The following is a 4880-nucleotide window of genomic DNA, read 5'->3' on the forward strand; positions in this document are numbered from 1 at the left end:
CAGACTTCCTGAGAGCTTATGAAGTTTTACTTCATCTAATTCAGTAAGATCTTCCTCCAGTTTAATTGTAAAATTGTTTTGCTGAAGTTTTTCACGATCTATTACAATCGTTTTCTTTTTATATTGAACCGAAGAAAAAACTAACGAATCACCTATGTTTACCGCTACAGAAAAATGACCAGGAAGTTCGCTAACTCCACCTTTTTGCCGGGTAATGTTAATTATATGAACCGGAGATAAAAGTGGTTCTTCGGTAATTATTTGGCCTGAAAAAATAGTTTCTTGCTGGGAAAACACAGCAAAAGGCAGCAACAGTATAAAGAAAAAATTAATGCTTTTAATCCTTGATAAACTCATTATATTCTGGAAGCTTTTCTTTAAAAAATTCCATTAGAACCAGGGGATCATTTTTTTTGACTAATTCTTCAAAATTAGGTTTTAAGCTACAATAGTAGAGAAAATCCATAATTTTATTAGAAGGTAAAAGCAAGGTTTCAGTAAAGTACTCATCAGGCACAAATTCCCTGGCCTTATAAACCAGTGCACTTAACCTGTTATTTTCTATCGCTTTTTTAAGTTTTTCTCTTTCTCCGGAAAGCGCTCCAAAAATGAGACCAACAGGGTCCATTGGACTGCTCATTGCAACCAATTTGCGCTCTTCAATACTTAGTGGTTCTTTATCAGAAAGGGCAAAACCAATAATTCCTGGATCAAAGGTTTTAATTTTCTCAATATCACTTGCCAGGTTTCCGCTTAATTGGTGCAATCTAACTTCGTCTAATTCTGTAAGGTCTTTTTGCAATTCAACTTTTAAAACTTTGGAAGATAAAATTTCAGCAGTAATTAAAATTTCTTTTTTCTGAAATTGTACTGATGAAAATAACAGCAAATCATTTTCCCTTACTTCTATAGAAAATTCACCGTTTGCCTCGGTTACCGTACCTTTTTCAGCAGTAATATTTATAATATGAATTGGTGCTTCAATAGAATCAGCAAGAATTTCCCCTTTTTGTAGTACACGATCCTGGGAAAATAAATGAGCTGAAAAAATAAGCATACAAATAAGAAAGAAGCTGCTTTTCATCTATTCGCTAATATATTTACGGTAAGCTTTGCTTTGCTTTTCCAAAAAAACTACAAGCTCTAAAGCGCGTTCTTCTTTTAAAAAATTTTCCTGAAAACCATTTTCAAAAATATAGGTTAGGAAATTCATTATATGAGTAGGATCAATTTTTAAATGATTGGTAAAAAAGTAATCATCAAATTTGTTACGAAGGCTATTAACTACCTCTTTTTCACGGTTAACAGGGGATGCAGATTTACCGCCTAATGATCCAAAATTTGGTTTACCAGTAATTAATCCCACCAAACCTAAAATATTCCCACCGGCCGGCGCCTGAGTTTGACTAGCATTAAATGCTGCGTTTGGAGTGCCTCTTGGAATTACACTTGGCGGGGAAGGCGGCACACTAATAACCGGCATATCTATTACCTTAATGTTGGCAATATCTTCTTCCAGGTTTCCACTAAGATTATGAACCCTTACCTGTTCGAGTTCGGTTAGGGCAGGAAGTAATTTTATATTTAGTGTTTCTTCATTAAGAATTTTAGAAGTAATCTTTATTTCTTTTCGCTGAAATTGCACCGAAGAAATTAACAACAAATCGTTTTCTGAAACTTCTATTTTAAAATTTCCCGCTTTATCGCTTACACTGCCCTTTTCTTGCGTTATGTTAATGATGTGAATAGGAGCTTCAATACTATCGGCTTTAATTTTACCGGTGAGCTGTTTTTTTTCCTGGGCACTTACTGTAACTACAAAAAAACACGATAAAATAGATAAAAAATATTTCATTGATTGTTGTTGATGATGAATAATGATGATTGATGAAGGTTTTTAAGTATTATTCCCGAGCATGAAATGCTTTATATTCTTTACTTTTTTCGATTAGAAATTCAATTAGGTTTAATTCGTTTCCGTCTTCCAACAAGTCATTATCTAAACCGTGATCTGTAACGTAGTAAATAAAATCATTTATTTTATCTTTTTCAATATCCAGGTTGGTTCTAAAAAACTCATCGTCATAAAGATCCCGTAATTTTTCGTCGAGTTCCTGTTTCGTAAAAGGATTGTTTTCTACCTCAGCCCCCACAAGAAATTTAAAGATGTTCACAAAGTTGAGTCCGTTTACCAGCCTGGTATTTCCGGCAGCCAGAGCAGCATTTCTTCCGGGCCCCATTAAGGAATCGGGTTGCCTTCTGACATTCATGGCCTCCAAATCGGCTGCAGAATACCGGGGAACATCTGGGTCACTAACTGCAATACGGCTAACATCCACCCTAATATCTCCAGAAAGTTTATTATCAGATAACAGCACCTCTGGCAGTTCGGTTACAGATTCTGTTAGAAAAACATTCATTTCTCCAGAATTTATAACGCCTTCTTCTACAACTACTCTAAATTCTTCAAATTGAATGGAAGAAAATACTACCGTATCATTAAGCGCAACACTTAACTTAAATTCCCCGTCGGGATTAGATATGGTACCGCGTGCGGTGTTTCGGTTAAAAATGGTCATTCCCTCAGGAGTGTCTTCTTCAGGAACAATAATTTTACCGTTTACCAGAGTGCGTTCCTTCTCCTGGGCAATTAAAATACTACTGGATAAAATAAAAATAATAAAAAATGTATTCTTTAACATAGTTGTGGTTTTCCTATTAATAAAGTAACAATTCTTAGTCCTTATTTATAGTAAAGCAGCTTGTAAACTTTTGTTAAAACCCCTATTTAGACTAATTTTAAGTCAATATATATTATACTAGCATTAGAAAAATAAAAGCATTTATGAGCAAAGCATTATTGGCCAGCACATCAACTTTACATGGGAAGGATTACCTGGAATATTTAATTCCGGAATTAAAGGTATTTTTTAATAATATAGATGAAGTGATCTTTATTCCTTTTGCCCGTCCCGGCGGAATTTCGCATACTGAATACACTAAAAAAGCTTCAGAAGCTTTTAACAAGGCCGGACTTAATTTACGAGGAATTCACGAATTTGAAGATATGACTGAAGCTATAACTCAAGCTAAAGGAATTTTTACCGGTGGGGGCAATACTTTTTTACTGGTTTCTGAGCTCTACCGAAATAAGCTAATGCAACCGCTTAAAGAAAGTATTCAAAATGGCGCAGCTTATATGGGCACCAGTGCAGGGACGAATATCGCGGGCTTAACAATGCAAACCACCAACGATATGCCCATAGTCTATCCGCCAAGTTTTAAAACTTTGGCAGTAGTTCCTTTTAATATTAATCCTCATTATTTAGATCCCGATTCAAATTCTACGCATAAAGGAGAAACCCGGGAGACGCGAATAAAAGAATTCCACACTATAAATACGCAACCTGTAATTGGACTTAGGGAAGGTAGCTGGATACTGGTTTCAGATAATAAAATTGAGTTAAAAGGTAGCTTGAGCGCTCGCATTTTTAAATCAGAAAAATTACCTTTCGAGATAGAAACCAATTCAGACTTAAGCGAATTAAATTAATATGGACTACCAAAGTATACTAAATACCATAAATGATGAACTGAGTTACCGGGATGTAACCGGCAAAGTTGCCTCGTATATTCCTGAACTCGCCAAAGTAGATCCGCGTAAATTTGGTATGCACGTTTATTGTGGAGACCGGCAACATTTTAGTTTTGGAGATAGCGAAGAGCTTTTTTCTATTCAGAGTATCTCTAAAGTTTTTAGCCTTTCTATGGCTATGCGTATTATGGGAGAAGATCTTTGGGACCGGGTAGATGTAGAACCCTCGGGAGATCCATTTAATTCGTTAAGCCAATTAGAATATGAAAGCGGTGTGCCCCGAAATCCATTTATAAACGCCGGCGCTTTAGTAATATCAGATATTTTAGTAGATCAATTAGAAGATCCAAAACAGGAATTATTAGATTTTGTAAGGAAAATTACCGAAGATAATAGTATTAATTTTGATCCTAAAATTGCAGCTTCAGAACGTTCCACAGGATATAGAAATGTAGCACTGGTAAATTATATGAAAGCACTGGGGAATATTAAATGTGAAGTAGAACCTACTGTAGATTTTTACTTTCATCTCTGTTCGCTGGCAATGTCTTGTAAACAATTAGCCCAGGCGTTTATGATCTTTGCCAATAAGGGTAAAATATTAAGTACAGATGAAGAGATTTTAACTCCCACCTCTGTAAAAAGGATAAATTCTTTAATGCAAACCTGTGGTTTCTATGATGAAGCCGGGGAATTTAGTTTTGAAGTAGGATTACCGGGGAAAAGTGGTGTTGGCGGAGGTATTGTAGCCATTCATCCAGACCAGTATTCAGTAGCGGTTTGGAGTCCTATTTTAAATGAAAAAGGAAATTCAGAATTAGGAATGAAGGCTTTAGAACGCCTTACTTCCCTAACCGGTCTTTCGGTTTTTTAAACCCAAAAACTATTAAAAATAAAAAAATGCTTTCCGCAAACGCAGAAAGCATTTTTTTATAATTGAACACTGTAATATTATTAAAGCGCAGCTACGTGCTTAGCAAGTTGCGATTTTAAGTTCGCAGCTTTATTATCATGTATAATATTTTTCTTTGCTAATTTATCTACCATAGAGATAACAGAAGGCAAAAGAGCTTCAGCTTCTTTCTTCTCAGACTCCTTCAACTTTTTAATTGCGTTTCTGGTAGTTTTATGCTGGTAGCGGTTTCTAAGACGTTTGGTCTCATTGCTACGAATCCTCTTCAATGCTGACTTGTGATTTGCCATTACAAAATTGCTTTAATTATTTTTTAAAGTAGTCCGTAGGGGAATCGAACCCCTGTTACCAGGATGAAAACCTGGCGTCCTA

At 35.5% G+C, this 4880-nt stretch carries 7 protein-coding genes; 2 read left to right on the top strand and 5 right to left on the bottom strand.

The window, feature by feature from the left end:
- The 4 genes from AACZ30_RS12925 to AACZ30_RS12940 all read right to left on the bottom strand — a co-directional run.
- On the bottom strand, window positions 1–357 hold a 357-nt coding region (locus AACZ30_RS12925), incomplete at its 3' end, for a carboxypeptidase-like regulatory domain-containing protein (protein WP_339649857.1).
- The gene (locus tag AACZ30_RS12930) at window positions 338–1084 is read right to left on the bottom strand and encodes a carboxypeptidase-like regulatory domain-containing protein (RefSeq protein ID WP_339649859.1); all 747 of its coding nucleotides are present in this window, start codon (window positions 1082–1084) and stop codon (window positions 338–340) included. The genes AACZ30_RS12930 and AACZ30_RS12925, both read right to left, overlap by 20 nt.
- Complete coding sequence (locus tag AACZ30_RS12935) at window positions 1085–1855, bottom strand: carboxypeptidase-like regulatory domain-containing protein (protein WP_339649861.1); 771 nt, start codon at window positions 1853–1855, stop codon at window positions 1085–1087.
- Window positions 1856–1904: 49 nt separating this feature from the next.
- The gene (locus AACZ30_RS12940) at window positions 1905–2702 is read right to left on the bottom strand and encodes a hypothetical protein (RefSeq protein WP_208224892.1); all 798 of its coding nucleotides are present in this window, start codon (window positions 2700–2702) and stop codon (window positions 1905–1907) included.
- A gap of 143 nt (window positions 2703–2845) precedes the next feature.
- Here AACZ30_RS12940 and pepE point away from each other — a divergent pair, with 143 nt between their 5' ends.
- Together pepE and AACZ30_RS12950 are read left to right on the top strand one after the other, a co-directional pair.
- Window positions 2846–3553, top strand: a complete 708-nt coding sequence (gene pepE, locus AACZ30_RS12945; RefSeq protein WP_339649863.1) for a dipeptidase PepE — start codon at window positions 2846–2848, stop codon at window positions 3551–3553.
- A 1-nt stretch (window position 3554) separates the two neighbouring features.
- Window positions 3555–4469, top strand: a complete 915-nt coding sequence (locus tag AACZ30_RS12950; protein WP_208224890.1) for a glutaminase — start codon at window positions 3555–3557, stop codon at window positions 4467–4469.
- An 80-nt stretch (window positions 4470–4549) separates the two neighbouring features.
- On the opposite strand, the gene rpsT is transcribed toward AACZ30_RS12950, so the two are convergent.
- Entirely contained in the window at window positions 4550–4798 is a 249-nt protein-coding gene (rpsT, locus tag AACZ30_RS12955; protein ID WP_075326189.1) for a 30S ribosomal protein S20, read from the bottom strand.
- Window positions 4799–4880: the final 82 nt, after the last annotated feature.

It is taken from the genome of uncultured Salegentibacter sp., assembly GCF_963972535.1.
GTDB lineage: Bacteria > Bacteroidota > Bacteroidia > Flavobacteriales > Flavobacteriaceae > Salegentibacter.

What these genes read in the sequence shown, in the direction of transcription:
- AACZ30_RS12930 (WP_339649859.1), bottom strand. Translation starts at nt 1,084, where the DNA reads ATGAAAAGCAGCTTCTTTCTTATTTGTATGCTTATTTTTTCAGCTCAT.
- AACZ30_RS12935 (WP_339649861.1), bottom strand. Translation starts at nt 1,855, where the DNA reads ATGAAATATTTTTTATCTATTTTATCGTGTTTTTTTGTAGTTACAGTA.
- AACZ30_RS12940 (WP_208224892.1), bottom strand. Translation starts at nt 2,702, where the DNA reads ATGTTAAAGAATACATTTTTTATTATTTTTATTTTATCCAGTAGTATT.
- pepE (WP_339649863.1), top strand. Translation starts at nt 2,846, where the DNA reads ATGAGCAAAGCATTATTGGCCAGCACATCAACTTTACATGGGAAGGAT.
- AACZ30_RS12950 (WP_208224890.1), top strand. Translation starts at nt 3,555, where the DNA reads ATGGACTACCAAAGTATACTAAATACCATAAATGATGAACTGAGTTAC.
- rpsT (WP_075326189.1), bottom strand. Translation starts at nt 4,798, where the DNA reads ATGGCAAATCACAAGTCAGCATTGAAGAGGATTCGTAGCAATGAGACC.